General features: G+C 60.3%; 20 protein-coding genes. 9 read left to right on the top strand and 11 right to left on the bottom strand.

Annotated features, from left to right (window positions below):
* Window positions 1-51: 51 nt before the first annotated feature.
* Both ampC and KGA88_RS27300 read left to right on the top strand, forming a co-directional pair.
* Complete coding sequence (gene ampC / locus KGA88_RS27305; protein WP_223595566.1) at window positions 52-1,227, top strand: class C beta-lactamase; 1,176 nt, start codon at window positions 52-54, stop codon at window positions 1,225-1,227.
* 119 nt (window positions 1,228-1,346) lie between these two features.
* On the top strand, window positions 1,347-1,709 hold the full coding sequence (locus tag KGA88_RS27300) for a hypothetical protein (protein WP_223595564.1): 363 nt from the start codon (window positions 1,347-1,349) through the stop codon (window positions 1,707-1,709).
* Window positions 1,710-1,833: 124 nt separating this feature from the next.
* Here the strand turns inward: KGA88_RS27300 and KGA88_RS27295 are convergent, their stop codons facing one another.
* The 4 genes from KGA88_RS27295 to KGA88_RS27280 form a co-directional block, all read right to left on the bottom strand.
* On the bottom strand, window positions 1,834-2,181 hold the full coding sequence (locus tag KGA88_RS27295; RefSeq protein ID WP_223595576.1) for a DUF6124 family protein: 348 nt from the start codon (window positions 2,179-2,181) through the stop codon (window positions 1,834-1,836).
* Window positions 2,182-2,811: 630 nt separating this feature from the next.
* The gene (locus KGA88_RS27290; RefSeq protein ID WP_223595562.1) at window positions 2,812-3,366 is read right to left on the bottom strand and encodes a DUF4174 domain-containing protein; all 555 of its coding nucleotides are present in this window, start codon (window positions 3,364-3,366) and stop codon (window positions 2,812-2,814) included.
* Between the two features lie 246 nt (window positions 3,367-3,612).
* The gene (locus tag KGA88_RS27285) at window positions 3,613-4,398 is read right to left on the bottom strand and encodes a sulfite exporter TauE/SafE family protein (RefSeq protein WP_110659362.1); all 786 of its coding nucleotides are present in this window, start codon (window positions 4,396-4,398) and stop codon (window positions 3,613-3,615) included.
* Window positions 4,399-4,617: 219 nt separating this feature from the next.
* Complete coding sequence (locus KGA88_RS27280; RefSeq protein WP_110659363.1) at window positions 4,618-5,367, bottom strand: hypothetical protein; 750 nt, start codon at window positions 5,365-5,367, stop codon at window positions 4,618-4,620.
* A 220-nt stretch (window positions 5,368-5,587) separates the two neighbouring features.
* Here KGA88_RS27280 and KGA88_RS27275 point away from each other — a divergent pair, with 220 nt between their 5' ends.
* Together KGA88_RS27275 and KGA88_RS27270 are read left to right on the top strand one after the other, a co-directional pair.
* Window positions 5,588-6,409 (top strand): aldo/keto reductase, encoded by an 822-nt coding sequence (locus KGA88_RS27275; RefSeq protein ID WP_223595560.1) that lies wholly within the window; start codon window positions 5,588-5,590, stop codon window positions 6,407-6,409.
* 29 nt (window positions 6,410-6,438) lie between these two features.
* Window positions 6,439-6,909: a DUF1810 domain-containing protein gene (locus tag KGA88_RS27270; RefSeq protein WP_110659365.1), complete on the top strand. Its 471-nt coding sequence runs from the start codon at window positions 6,439-6,441 to the stop codon at window positions 6,907-6,909.
* On the opposite strand, the gene KGA88_RS27265 is transcribed toward KGA88_RS27270, so the two are convergent.
* Window positions 6,874-9,234 carry a DNA polymerase II gene (locus KGA88_RS27265; RefSeq protein ID WP_223595558.1) on the bottom strand — a complete coding sequence of 787 codons (2,361 nt, stop codon included), beginning with the start codon at window positions 9,232-9,234 and terminating at the stop codon, window positions 6,874-6,876. The two genes, KGA88_RS27270 and KGA88_RS27265, sit on opposite strands and share 36 nt — an antisense overlap.
* 331 nt (window positions 9,235-9,565) lie before the next feature.
* On the opposite strand from KGA88_RS27265, the gene KGA88_RS27260 reads away from it, so the two are divergent.
* Window positions 9,566-10,006, top strand: a complete 441-nt coding sequence (locus tag KGA88_RS27260) for a CBS domain-containing protein (RefSeq protein WP_103395338.1) — start codon at window positions 9,566-9,568, stop codon at window positions 10,004-10,006.
* Window positions 10,007-10,182: 176 nt separating this feature from the next.
* Here the strand turns inward: KGA88_RS27260 and KGA88_RS27255 are convergent, their stop codons facing one another.
* Complete coding sequence (locus KGA88_RS27255; protein WP_223595556.1) at window positions 10,183-10,806, bottom strand: glutathione S-transferase; 624 nt, start codon at window positions 10,804-10,806, stop codon at window positions 10,183-10,185.
* A gap of 261 nt (window positions 10,807-11,067) precedes the next feature.
* Here KGA88_RS27255 and KGA88_RS27250 point away from each other — a divergent pair, with 261 nt between their 5' ends.
* A complete protein-coding gene (locus tag KGA88_RS27250; protein ID WP_223595547.1) occupies window positions 11,068-11,508 on the top strand; it encodes a phage infection protein in 441 nt (146 codons plus the stop codon).
* 527 nt (window positions 11,509-12,035) lie between these two features.
* On the opposite strand, the gene KGA88_RS27245 is transcribed toward KGA88_RS27250, so the two are convergent.
* On the bottom strand, window positions 12,036-13,130 hold the full coding sequence (locus KGA88_RS27245) for a DUF1615 domain-containing protein (protein WP_223595544.1): 1,095 nt from the start codon (window positions 13,128-13,130) through the stop codon (window positions 12,036-12,038).
* 280 nt (window positions 13,131-13,410) lie between these two features.
* Between KGA88_RS27245 and KGA88_RS27240 the strand changes: the two genes are divergently transcribed.
* Complete coding sequence (locus KGA88_RS27240) at window positions 13,411-15,621, top strand: TonB-dependent receptor (RefSeq protein WP_223595542.1); 2,211 nt, start codon at window positions 13,411-13,413, stop codon at window positions 15,619-15,621.
* Between the two features lie 192 nt (window positions 15,622-15,813).
* Window positions 15,814-17,349, top strand: coding sequence for an FAD-dependent monooxygenase (locus KGA88_RS27235; protein WP_223595540.1), 1,536 nt, complete (start codon window positions 15,814-15,816; stop codon window positions 17,347-17,349).
* 134 nt (window positions 17,350-17,483) lie between these two features.
* On the opposite strand, the gene hemB is transcribed toward KGA88_RS27235, so the two are convergent.
* Together hemB and KGA88_RS27225 are read right to left on the bottom strand one after the other, a co-directional pair.
* A complete protein-coding gene (gene hemB, locus KGA88_RS27230) occupies window positions 17,484-18,458 on the bottom strand; it encodes a porphobilinogen synthase (RefSeq protein WP_110663165.1) in 975 nt (324 codons plus the stop codon).
* Window positions 18,459-18,701: 243 nt separating this feature from the next.
* Entirely contained in the window at window positions 18,702-19,412 is a 711-nt protein-coding gene (locus KGA88_RS27225; RefSeq protein ID WP_110662214.1) for a glutathione S-transferase family protein, read from the bottom strand.
* A 368-nt stretch (window positions 19,413-19,780) separates the two neighbouring features.
* Between KGA88_RS27225 and KGA88_RS27220 the strand changes: the two genes are divergently transcribed.
* Window positions 19,781-20,452, top strand: coding sequence for a histidine phosphatase family protein (locus KGA88_RS27220; protein WP_110662215.1), 672 nt, complete (start codon window positions 19,781-19,783; stop codon window positions 20,450-20,452).
* A gap of 120 nt (window positions 20,453-20,572) precedes the next feature.
* On the opposite strand, the gene mnmH is transcribed toward KGA88_RS27220, so the two are convergent.
* Window positions 20,573-21,676 (bottom strand): tRNA 2-selenouridine(34) synthase MnmH, encoded by a 1,104-nt coding sequence (gene mnmH, locus KGA88_RS27215; RefSeq protein ID WP_223595538.1) that lies wholly within the window; start codon window positions 21,674-21,676, stop codon window positions 20,573-20,575.
* Window positions 21,676-22,710 (bottom strand): selenide, water dikinase SelD, encoded by a 1,035-nt coding sequence (gene selD / locus KGA88_RS27210; RefSeq protein ID WP_110662217.1) that lies wholly within the window; start codon window positions 22,708-22,710, stop codon window positions 21,676-21,678. Before selD ends, mnmH begins: the two co-directional genes overlap by 1 nt.
* Window positions 22,711-22,876 lie beyond the last annotated feature (166 nt).

Below are 22,876 nucleotides of genomic sequence, written 5' to 3'. Positions count from 1 at the left end.
GGTCATCGGCGACGGGGTTTAATGACCGCTTTGAATAAAACGGTCAGCCCAATGAGATTCCATGCAACGAAGAAGGACCAAACCGGTACCGTCCGACCAATAATTCTGGCGGCATGTTTAGCATTGTTCGCTACTACCCCGTGTTCTGCCCTGGAAAATGTCGAGACAGTGGTGAACGCCGCTGTACAACCGGTGATGCAAGCCGAGGGCATTCACGGCATGGCCGTGGCGGTCACCGTGAACGGCCAGGCGCACTACTTCAACTATGGCGTCGCCTCGACAGAAACCGGCAGCCCTGTCACGCAAGACACCCTGTTCGAAATCGGCTCCGTCAGCAAAACCTTCACCGCCACCCTCGCCGCCTACGCCCAGGCCACGGGCAAGCTGTCGCTGTCGGACAAGGCCAGCCATGTCCTGCCGGCCTTGCGCGGCAGTGCGTTCGACCACATCAGCGTGCTGCAACTGGGTACCTACAGCGCTGGCGGCCTGCCGCTGCAATTCCCGGCTGAAGCTGATTCGGCCGACAAAATGCTCGGCTACTACAAACAATGGAAACCGCTCTACGCCCCCGGCAGCCACCGACTGTATTCGAACCCCAGCCTCGGCCTGTTCGGCTACCTCTCTGCGCAAAGCATGGGCCAGCCGTTTGATCAGTTGATGGAGAAAACCCTGCTGCCGAAACTGGGCCTCAAGCACACCTACGTGCATGTGCCGCAGGACCAGATGGCGCTGTACGCCCAGGGCTACAACAAGGCGGACAAACCGGTACGGGTCACTCCAGGTGCGCTGGATTCCGAGGCGTACGGGGTGAAAACCAGCGCTGCGGACCTGCTGGGCTTTGTCGACGCCAACATGAAACCGGCGTCTCTGGAAAAGCCATTGCAGCAAGCCATCGCCTTGACCCATAGCGGTTACTACACCGTTGGCGATATGACCCAGGGCCTGGGCTGGGAGATGTATCGCTACCCGATCACACTGGATCGCCTGCTGGACGGCAACTCCACGCCGATGGCCATGCAGGCGCATGCAGTCCAATGGCTGAACCCGCCACAAGCGCAGACGCAGGACATGCTGATCAACAAGACCGGTTCAACCGGTGGCTTTGGCGCTTACGTGGCGTACGTGCCATCGAAGGACATCGGCATTGTGATTCTGGCTAACAAGAATTATCCCAATGCGCAGCGGGTCAGGATTGCTCATCAAATTTTGAACGCACTGACTCAATAAGCCTTGCCACCTTCTCCATAGATAAGGGCGACCTCTAGAGGTCGCCTTTTTTTGGAGCTTTCACTGGCCTGGAGGTCACTTCATTTTCCGCGTGGGTATGGTCCCTTGTAGGAGCCGGCTTGCTGGCGATGGTCGTTAACGATAACGCGTGTGAACTGAACAAACGCGGCGCACTTGAGTCCATCGCCAGCAAGCCGGCTCCTACAGTTTCCCGGGAATGCATGAAGAACCTTTTTTTTGGGGCTTTCACTGGCCTGGAGGTCACTTCATTTTCCGCGTGGGTATGGTCCCTTGTAGGGGCCGCCTTGCTGGCGATGGTCGTTAACGATAACGCGTGTCAACTGAATAAACGCGGCGCACTTGAGTCCATCGCCAGCAAGCCGGCTCCTACAGTTTCCCGGGAAGGCGTGAAGAACCTTTTTTTGGGGCTTTCACTGGCCTGGAGGTCACTTCATTTTCCGCGTGGGTATTGTCCCTTGTAGGAGCCGGCTTGCTGGCGATGGTCGTTAACGATAATGCGTGTGAACTGAACAAACGCGGCGCACTTGAGTCCATCGCCAGCAAGCCGGCTCCTACAGTTTCCCGGGAATGCATGAAGAACCTTTTTTACTTTATCGGCACACCTTCGGGCGGGTCGATATTGTCCAGCGCGCGGTTCACCAATAATTCGCCCACCACTGCCAATTGCTGAATCGAAAGCGCCACATTGCGGTTGGAGCTTTCCAGGTTACAGGCCAGATCAGTGACCAGAACGTTCAATGACGCGAGGGTTTCACAGGCGTGGCATAGCAGCGTTGGGGTGTCGACGTTTGGGAGAATGGTGAAGATGTGGCTGACCGGGTCGGTGTGCTTGGGGTTGCGCAAGCGAGCGCTGACGGCGGGTTCGGTGATGTCTGACAGTGGTGAATCTGAGTCGGATGGGTATTCCGGGGGATTCGGACTTAACTTTTTCATGAAGAAGTACCATTGGGGATTATTGAGAAAACTACCCATCTCACTTCCACATGAGGGTGGCAGCTGTACGCAGGTGTGGAAGTCCAGGTCAATCCACCAAAACCCGGTGCACTCGAAAGTGCTCCCGCGCACAGCCGCCAAAACGCGGCGATGTTGACATAAAAAATGTCGATTTGCGCTTTAGGGGCATAGGTAGATGGCTTGAACCAACGGACTTCCACATCCGACCGCTGATTTGCAGCGGCTCATGAAGATTATCGGTACGGCCCAATGGGCACCAGTTCACGGGGTGCGCCACGCTATGCAGGAAATTTCCGACGCGATTGAAGTCCTTTGCCTACGCTCGATTTTCTGAGCATCTAGTTACAAACACCTTTTTGCTCATGACCGTTGTGATGCAGGTGAAACCGTTGTATCTAATGGACCTCCCAAGCCTGCGAACGGCATCGGATCAATCCGTGGCCGGGAATGTGCATATCGGCAAACTGACCGACATCCGTGATGCTTGAGTCTGGTGATATCCATTACAACGCCCTTCGAGGGTCAGTCGGTTTGAATACTTGAGCGCAGCTATCGCGAGCATGCTCGCTCCCACAGGTTAATTGCTCACCGCCAAAATTCAGTGTCAGTTCAATCATCCGGCATTTCAGGCGGCTTGGCCGGTTTCGCCGTTTTGCTGTTTTTTGCCGGTTTGGTGCCTTTGGCAGCCGGCTCGGCTTGAGTCGTAACGGGAGCGGCCACGGTCGCCGTGAATTCTTTCTCGGCCGCCGGCAATTGATCGACAGCGCTGAAAATCTCGTCGAGCTTGATAGTGTCCGACTGCTCCAGTTTCTTCTCGCCATCCTTGCCGACCAGGATCACCTTGGTCTTGGCGCCGGCACCCAGCTTGAGCGAACGGATCAGCGCCGCCGTGTCTTGTGGCCCGATGTCCTTGCCATCGCGCTGGCCCATCAGGTTGAGCACCGTATAGAGCACCATGCTGCGATCGGTGAAACCCTTTTTGTTGGCCGGCTCATCCAGCGACTTTTTCAGGCTGACCCAGGCCGGATCAACAGTACTCGGAGCGATGACGATCAGAGGTCGGGCCCTGCCCTTGTCCATGTCCAGCGGTGAGTCGCCATCAGCGGCGAATAATGGGCCGGCAATCGCCAGCAAGGTAGCCAGGGTCAGTGACCTGATGAGCATGCGCATCTCCTTTTTGATATCCACGCTCTAATGATTGCGCATCACGGCGATCGTTCCGGGTGACGTGCCGCAAATATTCTTCGCCTTGTCCCAAGCTTAGGTCAGGGCGGTCATTGCGCAACAGGTCGGGGTTATCTCAGGACAGGCAGAGTTCAGAACAGTGCAAGGCTTGAGCCGGTGGCAAGGGGCCGGACAGGCACCGACTGGACATTGCTCCCGCGCAGGAGGCTGGCGTAACAAACCGGATCAGAACGCCAGCTTGTAACCGATCAACAGCAGCATGGTCGCCAGGCAAGGGCGCAGCAGTTCGTCGGAGATGCGCCCGGTCAGGTGGCTGCCCAGGTAAATCCCCGGCAACGAGCCCACCAACAAGTAACCCAATACATGCCAGTCCATGTTGCCCATGCTCGCATGGCCAAGGCCTGCGACCAGGGTCAGCGGCACGGCGTGGGCGATTTCAGTGCCTACCAGGCGGCGGGTCGGCAGCATCGGATAGAGAATGAACAGTGCCACGGTGCCCAGTGCACCGGCGCCAATGGACGTCAGTGCGACCATGGTGCCGAGGACCAGGCCAGTGATGACCGTCAGGACATTGAGGCGCGACCCGCTGGGGTTGTAGTTGCCGCCAGCACGTTTGTGGGCGAAATCCAGCAGACGCTTCTTGAACAGAATCGCCAGCGCCGTGGCGAACAACACAAAGCCGAGGGCCTGCTTGATGATCGCGTTCATCGCATCGGGGCTGGAGTGCAAGCTGCTCAGGAACCACAACGTCAGTGCCACCGCCGGCACGCTGCCAAGGGTCAGCCAACCGGTAATCGCCCAATCGATGTTGTTGTTCTTGCGGTGCACCAGTACACCGCTGGATTTGGTGATGGCGGCGTAGAGCAAATCAGTACCGACCGCCGTCGCCGGGTTGATGCCGAACCACAGCAGGATCGGGGTCATCAGTGACCCGCCACCCACGCCAGTCATGCCGACGATAAAACCCACCACCAATCCGGCGACGACCAACCCGATGTTCACTAAATCCATGAATACGTCCACAACGATCGCAGGGAAAATCTGGCCCGCAGCATAGCGATATTTCTTATAACCAGTTATATCGATACGATCTATCTTTATGCCCTGAACTCAATCCCCCCCTGTGGGAGCGGGCTTGCTCGCGAAAGCGGTGGGTCAGTCGATATTTATGCTGCCTGACACTACGCCTTCGCGAGCAAGCCCGCTCCCACAAGGGAATATGTGTCGTGCTCACTGCACCGGCAGGAAATTCAGGAACAGCAAACTCTGCGCATAATTCAGGCCGATGCGCCGGTAGCGCTCGTCGAGCATCTGGGTCAGCAGGTCCAGCCGGGCGACGATCTTGCCGAACTCGACGGCAAAGCTCAGGTTGCTGCCCTCCTCCGAGATTTCGTTGGAGAACAGCAAGGGCTGGCCCTCTTTGTTCTGTCGCTGGCTGAGGATCCAGGTAGCGATCTCGATGTTGCGCGCGGCGTTGCTGACGAAGACCGGGTTGATTGTATCGGTCATGTAGAACTCGAGGCGATTGCCATGGGCGGTCACCAGCATGCTGCCGATGGCATAGATGAACGCCCCGACCCGATCGCCGAGAAACTCCGGGCTCATGGCGAAACGCAGGGCCGCAAGGTCCTTCTTCCCGCCCAGGGTCGGTAATGGTTGCTGCAATTCGATAGCCATGCGCACTTGCTTGCCGGCGGTACGGGCATCGAGGAAACCGGACTTCTTCAGCTCATCGGGGTTGCGCAGGTAGAGCTTGCCCATCAGCAGGTAGAGACTGTCGAGGTTGTCGCGCATGGTCAGGGTGGCCATGCGGTCGACGCTGGTTTGCAGGAACTCCTGGGGGTTGCCTTCGCGCATCTGGGTGATGATGTCGCCGCCTTGCTGCTGGCTGCAACCGGTGACGAAGAACATCGACAGACCTGCCAACAGCAGGCAAAGACGGCGGATTTCTGTGGTGATCGTGGGTGAAACTCGAGCCATGGGTTCTTGGACTTGGGCATGGGCCGACGGTGGGGATCGCCGCAGGCTGCCATGGATAGAGCCGGACATTTGGAAAAAGTGCAGTCTTGGCGCAGAGCAATCGATCACTGGCAAGGTGCGGCTCAAAGGATCGCAGCCTGCGGCAAGCCCTGCTGGGGGAACCGATGGACTATTCTGCTGCCCACTGAAATAACCATCGGCATTCATGAAGGAGGTTTGCATGCGCACGCTTGAATTGGCTGGCACCCGTGTCCCGGTTATCGGCCAGGGGACCTGGCAGATGGGTGAAGACCGTTCACGGCACAGCGAAGAAGTCGCGGCATTGCGCCTGGGTATCGAACTGGGCATGACCCTGATCGACACCGCTGAAATGTACGCCGAGGGCGGTGCCGAGGAAGTGGTCCGCGATGCCATCGCCGGCCAGCGCGACAGCGTCTTCCTGGTCAGCAAGGTGTACCCGCACAACGCCAGCCGCGAGGGCATCCCCCAGGCGTGCGAGCGAAGCCTGCGCAGGCTGGGCACCGATTACATCGATCTGTATCTGCTGCATTGGCGCGGCCAGTATCCCCTGGCCGAAACCGTCGACGCCTTCGAACGCCTGCGCGAAGCCGGCAAGATTGGCCGTTGGGGGGTGTCCAATTTCGACCTCGACGACCTGCAGGAACTGGATGCCCGCGCCTGCGCCACCAATCAGGTGCTCTACAATCTGGAACAGCGCGGCATAGAATTTGATTTATTGCCCTGGAGCCAACAGCAGCGGCTACCGGTCATGGCTTATTGCCCGATCGGCCAGGGCGGAATAATGCTCGCCAATGCCACGCTCAAACAGGTGGCCGCCCGACACGACATGACGCCGGCACAAGTCGCGCTGGCTTGGATTTTGCGTCAGGACGGCGTGATCGCCATCCCCAAGGCGGTCCGTCCCGAGCATGTGCGGCTCAATGCCCAAGCTGCCCGATTGCAGCTTGACGCCGGGGATCTGGAGGCGCTGGACCAAGCGTTTCACGCGCCACAACGCAAGCAGCGGCTGGCCATGGTCTGAACCACCGCAGTCTGTCAGAGAGCTTCGCCATGAGAAGCACCGACCACCTGGATCCATTCAACCTGCAACGGTTTCTCGAGGCTCAGGACCCGGTGTTCGACCGGGTTCAAACCGAGCTGAACAACGGGCACAAGCGCAGTCACTGGATGTGGTTCATTTTTCCGCAGTTTTCCGGGCTCGGCGGCAGCGAGATGTCGCGCCACTTTGCCATCCGCTCGCGGGAGGAAGCCCTGGCCTACCTTGAGCATCCTTTGCTGGGCGCCCGCCTGCGCACCTGTACCCAGGAAGTGCTGAACATCAGGGAGCGCTCGGTGGCCGGGATTTTCGGTCACCCCGACGACCTGAAGTTTCACTCCTCGATGACCCTGTTTGCCCAGGTCGCCGCCGCCGACAGCCCTTTCCAGCAAGCCCTGAACCAATACTTCCACGGCATCCTGGATGACTGGACCTTGTCGCTGCTGGACTCAAAACAGGCCCAGTTGCCCCCCAATCAGGGTTGAGAAGTCATCGTCGACAAACGGCAGTATCGCGTCCGCCACCGGTTGCAGCTGCCGGGTGATGTAGTGGTCGTAATCGATCGGCGCGCTGCGTACTTCCAGCGGTTCAGGGCCGGCAACGGTGATCACGTAGCTGATCCAGCCGCCATTCTGGTATTGCCGTGGACGGCCCTGGCGGTCGTTGTATTCGTCGGCCAGGCGCGCCGCGCGCACATGGGGCGGCACGTTACGCTGATAGTCATCGAGCGTGCGCCGCAGGCGTTTGCGGTAGATCAACCGGTCATCGAACTCACCGGCCAGGGTCTTGCGCACGTAGTCACGCACATAATCCTGATAGGGCTTGCGCAGGAAGATCCGCGAGTACAGCTCTTGCTGGAACTGCCGGGCCAGCAGTGACCAGTCGGTGCGTACGGTTTCCAGGCCTTTGTAGACCATTTCGTCGCTGCCATCGTCCCGGGTGACCAGCCCGGCATAGCGCTTTTTACTGCCTTCTTCGGCGCCGCGAATGGTCGGCATCAAAAAGCGCTTGTAGTGGGTTTCGAACTGCAACTCGAGAACGCTCTGCAAGCCGTACTCCTGCTGCACGTGCTCGCGCCACCACTGATTGACGTGCGCAACCAGCGCATGGCCGATCTGCGCCGCTTCCTGCTGGCCATGGGCGCGGCGTAGCCAGACGAAGGTCGAGTCGGTGTCGCCGTAAATCACCGCATGCCCCTGGGCTTCGATCAACTGGCGGGTGCGCAGCATGATTTCGTGCCCGCGCAAGGTGATGGATGACGCCAGGCGCGTGTCGAAGAAGCGACAACCGCTGGAGCCGAGCACACCGTAGAACGCATTCATGATGATTTTCAGTGCCTGGGACAGCGGTGCGTTGTGTTCGCGCTTGGCGGTTTCCCGGCCTTCGGCCACCCGGGCGACGATGGATGGCAGGCAATGCCGGGTGCGCGAAAAGCGCGCACCACGAAAACCCGGCACTGACTCGCTGTCGTCCGGATGCTTGAGCCCTTCGATCAGCCCCACGGGGTCGATCAGGAAGGTGCGGATGATCGACGGATAGAGGCTCTTGTAGTCGAGCACCAGCACCGATTCGTACAGTCCCGGCTTCGAATCCATGACAAAACCGCCGGGGCTGGCCTGCGGCGGCTTGCCACCGAGGTTCGGCGCAACGAAACCCTGGCGGTGCATCAGCGGCATGTACAGGTGAGTGAACGCCGCCACCGAACCGCCCATGCGATCGGCCGGCAGACCGGTGACGCTGGCCCGCTCCAGCAGGAAGGTCAGCAACTGCGTCTTGGCGAAAATCCGCGTGACCAGTTCGCAGTCCTTGAGGTTGTATTTGGCCAGCGCCGGTTTGTCCTCGGCGAACATGCGGTTGATTTCGTCCATGCGCTGGTACGGGTTGTCGATCGACTTGCCCTCGCCGAGCAGGGTTTGCGCGACGTTTTCCAGGCTGAACGAGGGGAAACTCCAGGTCGCCGAGCGCAGGGCCTCGATACCGTCGATGATCAGGCGACCAGCGGCTGACGCGAAGTAATGGTTGCCGCTGCCGTGTTCGCGCCACTGCATTTCCTCGCCGCCACGCCCCAGTTTCAGCGGCACCGCCAGGCGCCGGGCATGCTCGTGAAGCACCCGCAAGTCGAACTGCACGACGTTCCAGCCGATGATCGCGTCGGGGTCGAAGCGGGCGAACCAGTCATTGAGTTTTTTCAGCAAGAGGGTCCGCGAATCGCAGTATTCGAGCTGGAAATCCACCTGGCCAGCGTCGCCATTGGGCGGACCGAGCATGTACACCTGACGCTCGCCGCAACCTTCCAGGGCGATGGAATACAACTCGCCTTGGGCGGTGGTCTCGATGTCCAGGGACACCAGTTTCAGGCCCGGCCGGTAATCGGGATCGGCTTTCATCTGCGCGTCGAGCAGCAGGCCTTCGGCATTCGGCGTGCCACTGAAACGCACCGGCGCGGTGATGAAGCGCTCCATCATGTAGCGTTCCGGCGGCCGCACGTCGGCTTCGAACACCTCGACACCGGCCCGGCGCAGCGCGGTTTCCAGGCGCATCAACTGGCCGTGTTGCTGGCAGTAAAGACCGAGGACCGGGCGATGTTCGAAATCCAGCAGGGCCAGGGGTTTTAGCTCGACGTTCTTCTCGTCGTGCAAAACGCTTTCGGCCGCCTGACGCTGCTCGACAGGGATGAACGCCACCGACGGTTGATGAGGCAGGCGGATGCGCCGGGGACCGCTGTCGGTCGCCAGCCAGAACTCGACTTCCGTACCGCCCGGGGTATCGCGCCAATGCCGGGTCAGGACGAAGCCCTGCTGTAAATCCACCACTGCAAACCTCGAATCTGATTCAGAGGGTGATTCTACCCGTCATCGACAGCGATAGCCCGTTTGCAGCAAGTCTGTCAGGCAGACACCGCCCCTGTGGGAGCGGGCTTGCTCGCGAAAGCGGACTGTCAGCCAACAAGGATGTTGAATGTTATGGCCCCTTCGCGAGCAAGCCCGCTCCCACAAGGTGATTTACTGGCCTGAAAAGGAGACTTACGGAAGAAAAACTGCCGAATGGCGTTTTTTGCGTGTTATCTGCCGCTTTCGCCCTTGCCCTGAAGGCTTGCGTCTACGATTCTTCAAGAACAACGACAACACCCGAGTAACCACCATGAAAACCGTCGCCCAACTGCTCAAGCTCAAAGATCAGAAGAACCAGGAAGTGCACCAGATCAAACCCGACCACATGGTGCTCGAAGCGCTGATGAAGATGGCCGAGAAAAACGTCGGCGCCTTGCTGGTAGTGGACAATGATGAAGTGCTGGGCATCATCAGCGAACGGGACTATGCACGCAAACTGGTGCTGCACGGCCGCTCTTCGGTGGGCACGCCGGTGCGCGACATCATGGTGTCGCCGGTAATTACCGTCGACACCCATCAAACCGTGGATACCTGCCTGGGCATCATGTCCGATAGACGCCTGCGCCACTTGCCGGTGGTCGAAGGCGGCAAACTGATCGGTCTGCTGTCGATCGGTGACCTGGTCAAGGAAGCCATTGCCGAACAGGCGGAGCTGATCAAGCAGCTGGAGCAGTACATTCGCGGGGAGTAAGTCCGGACACTTTACACTCCACATGTGGGAGCGACCTGTGGCGAGGGGGCTTGCCCCCGTTTGAGTGCGCAGCACTCACAAGATCTTCGATACATCGGAAATTTTGGGGCTGCTTCGCAGCCCAACGGGGGCAAGCCCCCTCGCCACAGCCCGCTCCCACATTGGGTTTTGGGTGTTCAGGCTGGCCAATGCCGGGCAAACACCGGTGCCAGCGCCGGGTGGCGGTCGATGCGTTCCAGCCAGGCGAAAAAACCAGGCCGCGCATTGCGCAAATGTTCCCGACTGCCCGCCCATCGCGAGATCACTGCCGCCAGCACGTCCAGCGCCCCTGGTTTTTCGCTGCCCAGATACAGCTCGCCCGAGAATTGATCGGCAAACACCTCCCAGCTCCAGTGCAGGCGCCGGCGGGCGCCCTCCATGAGGTTCTGCCTGGATGACTCATCCGCCTCGGCCAGCCAGCGCTCGGGGTAATCCATGATGCCGATGGCCGCATAACAATTGCTGACGATGTACGCCATGCCGCGAATAGCCTGGGCCCGTTCGGCCGGGTCGGACGGCAACAACCCCGACGCGGGAAAGCTCAGCCCGAGGTGAATCAGGATCGCCGCGCTCTCGGTCAGGACGCCACCATCAGGCAGCTGCAGGGTCGGAATCTGTTTGAGCGGGTTGAGCTTCTCCAGTGCCAAGGCCGCCTCCGCGGACGTTTCGACATCGATGAAGCGATAAGGAATATCACAGAGTTCAAGGGCGGCTTCGATGGCCGCGGCCCCGGAGTTCTGATGGCCGTAGAGCTGGTACATAAACGTCTCCTTGCATACCTTGATCTCTGCCGGGCCACATCGACCGTCGCCGCAGAGGTACACGCCAGCTATGCAGTGTAGAAGCCACCGCCCGCCACACAGCGGCCATCCGACGACCGCACCATCACGCTCACCAGAGGTATGGCTTCACACCTATCATTGCCGTCGATGTTCACCATCATCTCAATGAAGTTCTCTTAAAAAATCCCCGGCGTAACATCTGCTCCATACCAACCCATAAGCACCCCGGAGCACACCATCATGAAACGCCAGACCCTCCTCAGCATCGCTTTCTCGGTTTTCGCAGTTAACGCTTTCGCCGCTACCTCTGCTCAACCTGTGGTCGCTGAAGGCGGCTCGGATCGTCTGATTGAAAGCCGTGTGGCCGAGGGTGGTTCCGATCGTTTGATCGAGAATCGTGTGGCCGAAGGTGGTTCGGATCGCCTGCTGGAAAAACGTATCGCTGAAGGCGGTTCCGACAAACTGCTGCAAAACCGCGTCGCTGAAGGCGGTTCCGACAAACTGCTGCAGAACCGCGTCGCTGAAGGCGGTTCCGACAAACTGCTGCAGAACCGCGTCGCTGAAGGCGGCTCCGACAAACTGCTGCAGAACCGCGTCGCTGAAGGCGGTTCCGACAAACTGCTGCAAAACCGCGTCGCTGAAGGCGGTTCGGATCGTCTGATCGAAAGCCGCGCTGTCTGAATGCAGTGCTTGACCGCAGGACTCAATGAAAACCCGGCCTCACCGCCGGGTTTTTTATGCTTTTTTTGGGGGCTTTCACTGGTTATTTTCAACGTGGGCATGACCCCTTGTAGGAGCTGGCTTGCCAGCGATGGTCGTCAACGATAACGCGCATGAACCGGATAAACGCGGCGCACGTGAGTCCATCGCCAGCAAGCCGGCTCCTACAGTTTGGCGTTCACATCATTTCCACCAGGAGGCGGTCACCTGTAGGAGCTGGCTTGCCAGCGATGGTCGTCAACGATAACGCGCGTAAACCGGATAAACGCGGCGCACGTGAGTCCATCGCCAGCAAGCCGGCTCCTACAGTTTGGCGTTCACATCATTTCGACCAGGACGCGGTCACCTGTAGGAGCTGGCTGCCAGCGATGGTCGTCAACGATAACGCGCGTAAACCGGATAAACGCGGCGCACGTGAGTCCATCGCCAGCAAGCCGGCTCCTACAGTTTGGCGGTAATCCGTGATGAACCTGTTTTTCCCGCCGCACTTACTTCCCTGCCCGCGCCATGCAGCGCTGGTAACGTTCATCGACCCGTTTGGCGAACCACGCGGTGGTGAGTTTGCGGGTGATTTTCGGGCTTTGCAGCACGATCCCCGGCAATACCTCGCGGGGTAGCGGCCGGCCCTCGGCCTTTTCAGCCAGTTCGAAAACCCGCCGATAGAGTTTGCTGTCTTCGAACGCCAGGGTTTTCCCCTCCTCCAGCTGCTCACGGATCGTCGGATTGCGCATGTCCAGTTGCTTGCCAAGGGTACGCACGGCCAGTTCCGTGGTGCCGGGCATGATCGAACCGTAGCGCACCAGGTCGCCATCCAGCGCCAACGGGATACCGGAAGCCCGGCTCACCGCGTTCTGAAACGCGGCGTTGCGGCTGGCGTACCAACCCGCGTTGAAGTCGGCAAAACGGTACAGCGGCTGTGGGTAGCTCACTGGATACCCGAGCAGGTGCGCGATGCCGAAATACATGCCGCCGCGCCGGGTGAACACCTCATGGCGAATCGAGCCCTGCACCGGGTACGGATAGCCCTTGGCCTGCTGCTCGGCAAAATCGATGCTGACCTGCATCGGCCCACCGGTATGCACCGGGTTGAAGCCGCCGAACAGGGTCTTGCCCATCGGGACCATGCCGATGAAGTCGTCGAAAATGGCGCTCAGTTCCTTTTCACTGCGCGCGGCATTCAGGCGGTCGCTATAGCTTTTGCCGTTGGGTGAATCGAGCTTTAGCGCACCACTGACCAGCAACCCGGGAATGTGAGCCCTGGCGGCGCGACGGTCGATCTCGTCGCGGGCGATCTTGCCCAGCCCCGGTACGCTCGGATCGACCTGGAAGGTCGACTCCTGTTCGGTCACGGCCAGCACCGAGCACAGGTTTTGCGTGGTCGGCGAGATATCTTGCGCGGTGAACGCCACTTGGATATCCGTGGCCCAACCCTGGGGATCGGCAGCTTTCGCCGGCAGCAAACGCACAATCTCGGCCTTCACCTGGGCCGGATTGCGCGCCGCCGGTTCCTGGGTCCGTTGGCTGCCGCAACCGGCCAGTACCAACAAAGCGGCGATGCTTGAGATCAATCGATTGGCTTGCATGTCGTTCCATCTAGTCCATTGGTCCGGCTTAACCATACGAGCAATGGCATGGCACAGGCTATGACCGTGACCACAGCTTGCTTTCATTGGCCGCTGAAACAGCCCTGAAGCCCCGTTATCCGACATCTGCACTGGCAGAAAATGCCTGTCTGGCTTGCAGAAAACAAATTGCACGACGTTACTGAGAACGACTACCATTTTTGCCTGGAGTCGCATTTGCGCAAGGAGTTCCCGCGCCGCCCCTTTTCCCCATCGGCCGCGCGCCGCCCAGGAACGAAACATGACCCTTCCAGCCCGATTCCGCGTGCCTTTTCGTCCGACGCTACTTGCCCTGTTTTGCTCCTTGTCCTTGACGGCCCATGCCGCAACGCCCGAAACAACCGGGAGCCAGGGCAAACCGCTGGTGCTCGGCGACGTCAATGTCAACGCCCAGGCCCCGACACCGTCCGACCTGCCCCCGGTATACGCTGGCGGGCAGGTCGCACGCGGTGGTCAACTGGGTATCCTGGGCAACCAGGACATCATGGACGTTCCGTTCACCATGACGTCCTACACCGAAGAGTTGATCCGCGACCAGCAAGCCGAAACCGTCGGCGATGTGCTGCTCAACGATTCCTCGGTGCGTCAGGCTTCCGGTTTTTCCAACCAGGCCCAGACCTTCATGATTCGCGGCCTGCCCCTGAACGGCGATGATATTTCCTTTAACGGCCTGTACGGCATCCTGCCGCGGCAGATCATATCCACCGATGCCCTGGAGCGCGTGGAAGTGTTCAAGGGGCCGAACGCCTTCATCAACGGTGTCACCCCGACCGGCTCCGGCATCGGTGGCGGCGTCAACCTGCAACCCAAGCGGGCCGGTGACGTGCCGCTGCGACGCTTCACCACCGACATCAGCGACGACGGGCGTATCGGCGAACACCTGGACATCGGACAGCGCTTTGGCGAGGACAACCGCTTCGGCGCCCGCCTCAACCTGTCCCAACGCGAAGGCGACACCGCCATCGACGACGAGAACCAGCGCTCGAAACTGTTTGCCCTCGGCCTCGACTACCGCGGCGATGCGCTACGCCTGTCCGGCGATTTCGTCTATTCGAAGGAACGCGTCAACGGCGGCCGCAGCTCGGTCAACCTTGGCGACGCCACGCACATCCCCGATGCGCCCTCTGCCGACACCAACTACGCGCAGAAGTGGGGCTTCAGCGAGATCGAAGACACCTTCAGCATGCTGCGCGCCGAATACGACCTCAACGACAGCTGGACCGCCTATGCCGCTGCCGGCGCCAAGCACACCCGCGAAGTCGGCAACTACGACTCCACCACCCTGGTGGGCAACGATGGCAGCTCGATTACCAGCGGCTCGTTCATTCCCCACGATGAAGACAACACCAGTGCCATGACCGGTCTCAATGGCCGCTTCGCCAGGGGTCCGGTGACCCACAAACTCAACTTTGGCCTGGCCGGAATCTGGACCCAACAGCGCAACGCCTTCGATTTCGACCTGACCCAGTACCCGAACAACATCTACCACCCGATTGACGTTCCGGCGCCAGCGGGCGGCTTCTCCGGCGGCGACCTGGGCGATCCGGGCATCACCGGCAAAACCTTCATGCGCAGCGCCGCCGTGTCCGACACCCTGGGCTTTATCGATGATCGCCTGCTGGTCACCCTGGGTGTGCGCCGTCAACAGCTGGTCGTTCAAGGGTACGACTACAACACGCAGAACCGAACGGCCAACTACGACAAATCGATCACTACGCCGGTGTACGGCATCGTGTTCAAGCCGTGGGACCACGTGTCGTTCTATGCCAACCGTATCGAGGGCCTGGCCCAAGGGCCGACGGCCCCGACGACCTCTGGCAACCGGGTCGTGGTCAACGGCAATGAAGTCTTTGCACCGGCCCGTTCCAAACAGGTTGAAGCCGGTGTCAAAGTCGACATGGGCACCTATGGTGCGACCCTGGGTGTGTATCGCATCGAACAACCGGCTGACGGCTACACCCAGGTCATCGACGACACCACCGCCGTGTTCATTCATGACGGTGAACAGATCAACAAGGGTGTGGAACTCAATGTGTTCGGCGAGCCCATCGACGGCCTGCGCTTGCTCAGCGGTGTAACCGTGATGGACACCGAACTGAAGAAAACCCAGGACGGCCTCAACGACGGCAATCGAGCCATCGGCGTACCGAGCTTCCAGTTCAATGCCAGCGTCGATTGGGACGTACCGGGCCTGCCCGGCGTAGCCCTGAATGGACGCATGTTGCGCACCGGCGGCCAATACGCCGACGCGGCCAACAACCTCAGCCTGCCGGCCTGGAACCGCTTCGATGCCGGCGCGCGTTACGCCTTCAAGGTCCAGGAAAAGGACGTGACCGTGCGCTTTAACGTGGAAAACGTCGCCAACAAGAGTTACTGGGAATCGGCCCAGGGTGGTTACCTGACCCAGGGCGAACCGCGCACGGCGAAATTGTCGGGGACCATCGATTTCTGATTGAGGTCCTCCCTGCCCTGTACCTTTACCTGTAAGAGCGAGCTTGCTCGCGATGAACGAATGGGCGCCGCGTTAATCCTGAAAGTACGCGTTATCGTTGACGTCCATCGCGAGCAAGCTCGCTCCTACAGATTTCCCGTTGAGCGGTGAGAGTGGACCATACTTGTCCTACCCAGCGAGGAGGACAGGATCATGCACAGAAGCGACGTGTTGATCATCGGCGCCGGCCCGACCGGGCTGGTCCTGGCGTTGTGGCTCTGCAAACTGGGGGTTCGCGTGCGGATTGTCGACAAGGCCTCGGCGCCCGGTACCACGTCCCGGGCGCTGGCCGTCCAGGCGCGGACGCTGGAGCTGTATCGCCAGCTCGGACTGGACGATGCCGTGGTGCAACACGGCCATCAAGTAAAGGCCGGTAACTTCTGGGTCAAGGGTGAGCCCGTGGCGCGCCTGCCCCTGTCTCAGATCGGCGAGGGCCTGACGCCCTATTCGTTTCTCGAGATCTTCCCCCAGGACGAACACGAACGGCTGCTGATCGAGCGCCTGCAAGCCTTCGGCATCTCGGTGGAACGCAACACCGAACTGGCAGGCTTCGAGCAAACCGCAGACGGCATCACGGCCACGCTGCATCTGCCCGACGGCCAGCAGGAAAGCTGTCAGGCCTGTTACCTGGCCGGGTGCGACGGAGCGCGGTCGATTGTGCGCAAGACCCTGGATACCGGATTTCCCGGCGGCACTTACCAGCAGATTTTCTACGTCGCCGACGTGCAGGGCAGCGGCCCGGCCTTCAACGGCGAACTGCATGTGGATCTCGACGAGGCGGACTTCCTCGCCGTGTTCCCGCTGGCAGGCAGTGGTCGCGCGCGCTTGATCGGCACGGTGCGCGACGAGCGCGCCGAACACGCCGAGACCCTGCGTTTCGAGGACGTCAGCAGCCGGGCCATCGAGCACATGAAGGTGAAGATCGAGCAATTGAACTGGTTTTCGACCTACCGCGTGCATCACCGGGTGGCGGACCACTTTCGCAACGGTCGGGCGTTTTTACTGGGCGATGCTGCCCACGTCCACAGCCCGGCGGGCGGCCAGGGCATGAACACCGGGATTGGCGACGCCATCAACCTGGCCTGGAAACTCGCGGCCGTATTGAGCGGCGGCGCCGAGGCCAGACTGCTCGATACCTATGAAACCGAGCGCATCGCGTTTGCCCGCAAACTGGTGGCGACCACCGACCGGGTCTTCACCTTCGTCACCGCCGACGGGCCGATTGCCGATCTGCTGCGTACACGCCTGGCCCCGTTCCTGATACCGAAAATGACCTCGTTCGAAACCTCCCGCCAGTTCCTGTTTCGCACGGTGTCGCAGATCACCCTGAATTATCGTGGAATGCCGCTGAGCACGGGCGTTGCCGGGCATGTGCATGGCGGTGATCGCCTGCCCTGGGCCCATGACAGTGAGGGGGATAACTTTGAATCGCTGAAATGCCTGACCTGGCAGGTGCATGCCTATGGCGACACCAGCGACGAGATGATCGCCTGGTGCCAGGAGCACCATCTGCCGTTGCATGTATTCGACTGGCGTCCGGCGTTCGAAGTGGCGGGCCTGGGGCGCAACGGCTTTTATCTGTTGAGACCCGATACCTATGTAGCGATCGCCGAGACCTGCTCGGACCCGAAAGTGATCGAACGGTACTTCCGCGATCACGGGATCCGCTCGTTTTTTGGCACGTCCTGATGCAACACAGATCCCCTGTAGGAGCGAGCCTGCTCGCGATGGTCGTAAACGATAACGCGCATTGTCTGAGTAATCGCGTTGCCCTTGCGTTTTTCGCGAGCAGGCTCGCTCCCACAGGGGGGATGTGTTGGTTCTTAGATCCCGGCCAGCGCCAGATCCATCGCAAAATAGGTAAAGATCAGGTCTGCCCCGGCGCGCTTGATCGCCCCCAGGCTCTCGCGCACCACGCGGTCTTCATCGATGGCCCCGGCCTGGGCGGCGAACTTGATCATCGCGTACTCACCGCTCACCTGATAGGCCGACAGCGGCAGGCGCGAGGCTTCGCGAATGTCGCGGATGATGTCCAGGTAGGCTCCGGCCGGCTTGACCATCAACGCATCGGCGCCTTCCTGTTCGTCGAGCAACGATTCGCGCACGGCTTCGCGGCGGTTCATCGGGTTCATCTGGTAGCTTTTCCGGTCGCCCTTGAGCGCACTGCCGCCCGCCTCGCGGAACGGGCCATAGAGTGCCGAGGCGAATTTGGTCGAGTAGGCCATGATCGCCGTCTGGGTAAACCCGGCGTCATCGAGTGCCCGGCGAATCGCCTGGACCTGCCCGTCCATTGCCGCCGACGGGGCGATCACATCGGCACCGGCGCGGGCCGCCGCAACGGCTTGCCTGCCGAGGTTGATCAGGGTCTGGTCGTTGTCGACCTCATGGTTGTGCAGCACGCCGCAATGGCCGTGGTCGGTGTACTCGCAAAAGCAGGTGTCGGACATCACGATCATTTCCGGCACCGCGTCCTTGGCGATGCGCGACATGCGCGAGACCAGGCCGTCCTCGCGCCAGGTGTCGCTGCCGCTGCTGTCCAGGTGATGGGACACGCCGAAGGTCATCACCGACTTGATCCCGGCACGGGCATAGCGCTCGATCTCACCGGCCAGCTTCGACTCGGGAATGCGCATCACACCGGGCATGCTTTTGATCGGCACGAAGTCGTCGATTTCTTCTTCGACGAAAATCGGCAGCACCAGGTCGTTCAGGCTGAACTCGGTCTCCTGGAACAGGCTGCGCAGGCTCGCATTGCGGCGCAGACGGCGTGGGCGTGCTTCGGGGAACTGACTGGACATGGGTATTCCTGAATCTCAGAGGACAAGACGAAAATCGTAGGGAAGCGAAGCTTATGCCCTGTGTGGAGCGGGGCACAAACCCTGGGTGATCAACAAACTCTTGCAGGCTGGGCAACAATCCCTGCATCCAACACAGATCCACTGTGGGAGCGGGCTTGCTCGCGAAAGCGTAGTGTCAGGCGACATATATAGTGACTGACACACTGCCTTCGCGAGCAAGCCCGCTCCCACAGTGGATTGTGTTCAACCTGCGACCGGGCTCGGAATCTGCAACCCGCGCACCACCGCCGGCCGTGCCAGGAAGCGTTCCAGCACCCGCGTGACGTTAGGGAAATTCTGAATGCCCACCAGATCGCCGGCTTCATAGAAGCCGATCAGGTTGCGCACCCACGGGAAGGTGGCGATGTCGGCGATGGTGTACCGCTCGCCCATGATCCAGTCGCGCCCTTCGAGCCGGCCGTCGAGCACCTTGAGCAGGCGTTTGCTCTCCTCGACGTAGCGGTCACGGGGACGCTTGTCTTCGTAGTCCTTGCCGGCGAATTTGTTGAAAAACCCGAGCTGGCCGAACATCGGGCCGATACCGCCCATCTGGAACATCAGCCACTGAATCGTTTCGTAGCGCGCCGCCGATTCCTGGGCCAGCAGTTGCCCGCTCTTGTCGGCCAGGTAGATCAGGATCGCTCCCGACTCGAACAGCGCCAGCGGCTGGTCGTCCGGACCGTGGGGGTCGAGGATCGCCGGGATCTTGTTATTGGGATTGAGGGAAAGAAATTCCGGGGACATCTGGTCGTTGGTGTCGAAGCCAACCCGGTGCGGTTCATACGGCAGGCCGATCTCTTCGAGCATGATCGAGACCTTGACGCCGTTGGGAGTTGGCAAGGAGTACAGCTGAATCCACTCAGGGTATTGGGCAGGCCATTTGCGGGTAATGGGGAATGCGGACAAATCGGTCATGGGCTGGATCCACGAAGACATTGAGAGTGACGATCATAATGGAGATATCGGCTCAGCGATCCCCTGGAGCCATCAATCTCGCTGATAGAGGAGATCAAAAGAGATCACGACGGTTTCAACACCATCAGGTGTAGTCTGTCCATAATTCCGCAACATCCTGTCGATAACCTCCACTGCAAACCGTTGAAGGTTACCGGTACATTGCTGCGCTCTCGACCGGAATCGAACCAAACGGGCTCAGAGGACTCTGAGGACCACCGCTTTGAGAACGGACCGGTTTCAACGACATGGAAAACACCCGATGCAGGAAAATCGTGGTGTAAAGGTTTGTCAGCCTTAACCGAATTGCGCTGAAGAACCTTTTATTCATGACCCTGTTCAACAATGCCAAACGTTTTAAACATCGCGCCTACCTGCTGTTGCCCGCCTTGCTGGTGGTCAGCGCGGCGTTCCTGTTGCTGGAGTCCGGCCTGAGCCGCGCCCAACCGATGGATGGCACCCAGACGCTGGTGTTCCTGCGCCACGGAGAAAAACCCGCCGGAGGCCTGGGCCAGCTCAATTGCCAGGGGCTGAACCGCGCCATCGACCTGGCCACGCTGCTGCCGGAAAAATTCGGCAAGGCCAATTATGTGTTTGCGGCGAACCCGACCCGTAACGTCGAGGAAGGCGAGTTCGACAACTCCTACAGCTACATCCGCCCCCTGATGACCATCAGCCCCAGCGCCATCAAGCTCGGCCTGCCGGTGAACATTAATTTTTCCGCCAATGACACCAGTGACCTGGCCGATGAATTGCTCCACGACAAGTATCACAACTCGGTCATCTACACCGCCTGGTCCCACGGCTACCTGCCGGAGCTGATCAACAAGGTCGCCGAAGAGGCCACCGGCAAGAAAATGTCCATCACCGAAGACTGGGAGTCCAGCGACTACGATTCGCTGTATGTGCTGACCCTGACCTGGCACAACGGCAAGGCCAGCTTGCAGAGCAATGTGTACAAGCAGGGCCTGGATAACGGCGCTGAAACCTGCCCGACTTGAGATTTTGTATTGTTTGATCGGGCCTCTTCGCGAGCAAGCCCGCTCCCACACTGGATCTGTGATCACTGAAGATCTACTGTGGGAGCGGGCTTGCTCGCGAAGGGGCCGGCAAAAACACCCTCAACCCTTCTGATTCACTCGCTCACACAGATACTCGAGAACCGCCCCCCGCTCCCCCGCAAACTCGATCCGTGCGCCTTTCTTCTCCCGCTGGAACGCATACATCGGATCGTAATACTCGCGCAGCAAACCATCGATCCAGCCCCGGTGCAGATCCACCGCGCCACTGCGGGCCTGCTCCGCCAACGCCTCTTCCATCAAAATCAACATGCGCCGATGACGTTCGCCACCCAGGCGTTTCTGCACATTGTTCAGGCTCGCCAGCAACCGCTCGGAAAACAGCGCAAAGCCCTCCTCGCCATGCACGCCGATGAATTCGGCGCACAGATCCACCACGTAATCGCGCAGGATCCGCTCGACCCGACCTTCCAGGCTGTCTTCCAGCCAGACCATCGGAAACTGCTGCATGCCCTGGTACAGCGGTAACGGCAGCGCACAACTGCCCACCGCACGGCTTTCGTCTTCCAATACGAACTGCTCGATGCCCCGGGCGCGTTTTTTCAGCACGTCCACCGCCAGGCGGTTTTCGAAATCGATATTCGAAGGCTGGCCCGTGGCGCGCTTGCCGAAACTGGAGCCACGGTGGTTGGCATGACCTTCAACGTCCACGGCGTTGTTCAGTTGCGTGAGCACCTCGGTCTTGCCGGTGCCGGTCATCCCGCCCAACAGGACGAAGTCGCACTGGGCAACCGCCTGGTCGAGGGTGTCCAACAGGAAGGTACGCATGGCCTTGTAGCCGCCGCCCACCCGTGGGTAGTCGATACCGGCCTCTTCCTTGAGCCATTGCTGGACAATCTGCGAGCGCAAGCCGCCGCGAAAACAGTACAGATAGCCATCGGGGTGCGCCCGGGCGAAATCGGCCCAGGCCTGGATACGTTCGGCCTTGACCGCGCCCGACACCAATTGATGCCCGAGTACGATGGCCGCTTGCTGGCCGTGCTGCTTGTAGCAGGTGCCGACCCGCTGGCGCTCATGGTCATTCATCAACGGCAGGTTGATCACGCCGGGGAACGAGCCCTTGCTGAATTCGACCGGCGCGCGGGCGTCCATCATGGGCCGGTCGTTGATGAAGATGTCGCGGTAATCGGTGCAGTCGACAGACATCAAAACACCTCGACCGCGTTGGTCTGTCGCTCGACCAGTTCACCGATCGGCTCCAGGCTCAGGCCCAGCTCGGCGGCCACCGCAAGGAATTGCTCGTTGCCTTCGGGCGTCACGGCAACCAGCAGGCCACCGCTGGTCTGCGGATCGCAGAGCACACGTTTGTGCAGCTCCTGAAGGCGTCCGAGCTTGCTGGCGTAGCTGTCGAAATTGCGCAGCGTTCCGCCCGGTACGCAGCCCTGTTCCAGGTAATACTCGACGCCCGGCAAGCGCGGTACGCGGTCATACTCGATACGTGCGGTGAGCTGGCTGCCGTCGGCCATTTCCACCAGATGCCCGAGCAGGCCGAAACCGGTGACGTCGGTCATCGCGGTCACGCCATCGAGCTTGCCGAAACGGCTGCCGGGTTTATTCAGGGTGCACATCCAGTCCCGGGCCAGGCCGATGTCGGCATTGCGCAACTTGCCCTTTTTCTCGGCCGTCGTAAGGATGCCGATACCCAGGGGCTTGGTGAGATAGAGCAGGCAACCGGCGGTGGCGGTGTCGTTGCGCTTCATGTGGCGCTTCTCCACCAGACCGGTAACGGCCAGGCCAAAGATCGGCTCTGGTGCGTCGATGGAATGCCCACCGGCCAGCGGGATGCCCGCCGCATCGCACACGGAACGACCGCCACGTATCACTTCCCGGGCAACTTCCGGTGCCAGCACGTTCACCGGCCAGCCCAGAATCGCAATCGCCATCAACGGATCGCCGCCCATGGCGTAGATGTCGCTGATGGCATTGGTGGCGGCAATTCGGCCGAAATCGAAGGGGTCGTCGACGATCGGCATGAAAAAGTCCGTGGTCGAGACCACGCCGCGCTCTTCGTCGATGGCATACACCGCCGCGTCATCGCGCGAGGCATTGCCGACCCAGAGTTTCGGGTCGAGGTTCTGCGCCCCGCTGCCGGCCAGGATCACTTCCAGCACCTGGGGGGAGATCTTGCAACCGCAACCGGCACCGTGGCTGTATTGGGTCAGGCGAATCGGCTCGCTCATGGGGTTACCTCTTGGAGTCTAGATAACCAATCCTACAGCAACGTGCCTTTTCCTTTGTAGGAGATGCGCTGGTAAGCAGTGCCCCTTGTGGGAGCGGGCTTGCTCGCGAAGGCGGCGTGTCAGGCGACATTTATAGTGACTGACACACCCTCTTCGCGAGCAAGCC

This window comes from Pseudomonas sp. A-R-19, from assembly GCF_019956575.1.
Lineage (GTDB): Bacteria > Pseudomonadota > Gammaproteobacteria > Pseudomonadales > Pseudomonadaceae > Aquipseudomonas.
This window is presented reverse-complemented; position numbering and strand designations above follow the sequence as displayed.